The sequence below is a fragment of the Vibrio sp. 11-4(1) genome (genome assembly GCF_013048625.1).
Lineage (GTDB): Bacteria > Pseudomonadota > Gammaproteobacteria > Enterobacterales > Vibrionaceae > Vibrio > Vibrio diabolicus.
The window spans coordinates 1-1,887 of record NZ_VHSY01000039.1 but is presented as its reverse complement, the minus strand read 5'-3'; the positions used below and the strand labels follow the sequence as shown (position 1 = coordinate 1,887).

The following is a 1,887-nucleotide window of genomic DNA, read 5'->3' as shown; positions in this document are numbered from 1 at the left end:
AAGCTCTGCAATGAAATTGCACACAAATTAAATACGCGCCCACGCAAAAGACTTGGGTATAGGACACCAACGGAGTATATTCATGCGCATCTGTAAAAAGTGTCGCACTTCAAACTTGATACTAAGCCACTGTCTCAACGTTTTTCACTGAATGCCATCTCACAAACAGCCTTTTTACAAACATCTGGTATTCAACAATATCGTCTTCACATAATGGAATAGGTCGAAACTGTTCCGGGGGAGCATGAGAAATTGCGTTCCTTAGGTTTGCCCAAAGTAGCAACTCGTCGATCTCATGTTGCTCGATTTGATAGCCACTGTTAACTAAAGCTTCTAGTTTTGACTTAAGCCCGAACAGCTTCTTGGCATTTTTATCTACAAGCTGATAAGTGATAACTGCTTCAATTAATCCCTGAAGCCTCCAGAGAGCAAACTGCCAAAGATACTGATTATCGGTATAACGATAGTAAGCAACATCATCAAGAATATCATCCGCAATTTCAGAGCTTTCACTACGAACCCTTGCGGCTTCAGATTCATACTGATGATTTCGCGCTTCTATCATTTCACGCACAATTGATACTGCATGATCGAAGTCGGATTCAGTTACACCATAAACCCAGTAGTCATTCTCTGTCAGATTTTTTAATTGCTCACGCATTTTATCTCCGAAGTGGTATAACGCTCTGTTAAGGGGTGAGCAACGCAATACCGAAGCCACCGCACTGCACCTTAATCACTAAAATCAACGCATAGTAAAAATGCCACGCGTTGCGAATCCCTCTTGAACAGTTTGTTAACTGAGCGCCTTTCAGTTTTCGCCGATCTTACAGCCACTTTAGCCAAGGGTGGTTTTCCTAATTAATGATTAGTAAAGCTAACTCAAATATGTATTTAACTAAAAGATTACCGTTTACCTTTAGTTTGAAATACGTTTCACAACACCATACTTCGGCGATGTAAGTGCGCCCAACTAATCGCGAATGCCTTATATTATTAGAAGGCTTTGTGCCGCCTTTCTCATGAGTAAACTTAGGTACCAAATTGAAATTAGTCGCATTAGCTTAATTAAGGAAACCGACCAAACACGCTAAACCTCTGAACCTAGTAACGGTATCAATGTGCTTTCATATTTTCTGCGCCAGTTAACGCCCTGTTAAGGTGTGAGCAACGCAATACAAAAGCTGCTGCATGCCACCTTAAACACTAAAAGTAACGCATAGTAAAAATGCCGTGCGTTGCGAATCACTCTTAAACAGTTTGTTAGCACTCTGACTACCAGTAATTTGACATAATTTCTTTTGACCACTCGGGCTGCTCGACGGTTGTTCTTGGTAAGAATTCATCCATTACTGGCTTAATGTCTACCACTGGCGTACCGTCTATTGCATCCAATCCTCTAACTTGTAGCACATTCCCACAAACAGCAATAACTTCACAAATTGTAGAACCTAAACGGTTCGGTCGGTTTTTACCTCTTTGGGCAAAAATACCAACTTTCGGCCAATCAGTGTTATTTCTTGGATGCCTTGCACCCGTTGTGATCTTTGACTTATCAACTTTGTTGAAATAAAAAGTCACTTCAACATGAGAAAAATCAGAAAGTCCTATAAGAGCTTCCGCCCCGAACGCAGCATCAATAACTATAGAGGCGTTTTCTTTATCCCAATTATCGTCAATCATCTCACTTCTGGTTGATTCAACTTTTCCTATAGGAACAAGCCTAATTTCTTCCATGATTATTTTTCTCCTCTGGGTGCTAACGCCTTGTTAAGGGGTGAGCAACGCAATACAAATGTCACCGCATACCACCTTAATCGCTGAAACTAACGCATAGTAAAAATGCCATGCGTTGCGAATCCCTCTTTAACAACTTGTTAGCAATTT

At 40.8% G+C, this 1,887-nt stretch carries 2 protein-coding genes; both read right to left on the bottom strand.

Annotation, left to right across the window (positions count from 1 at the left end; genetic code table 11):
- Window positions 1–121: 121 nt before the first annotated feature.
- Entirely contained in the window at window positions 122–661 is a 540-nt protein-coding gene (locus FKN16_RS24185) for a hypothetical protein (protein WP_170903731.1), read from the bottom strand.
- A gap of 614 nt (window positions 662–1,275) precedes the next feature.
- Complete coding sequence (locus tag FKN16_RS24170) at window positions 1,276–1,737, bottom strand: SAM-dependent methyltransferase (RefSeq protein ID WP_170903730.1); 462 nt, start codon at window positions 1,735–1,737, stop codon at window positions 1,276–1,278.
- Window positions 1,738–1,887 lie beyond the last annotated feature (150 nt).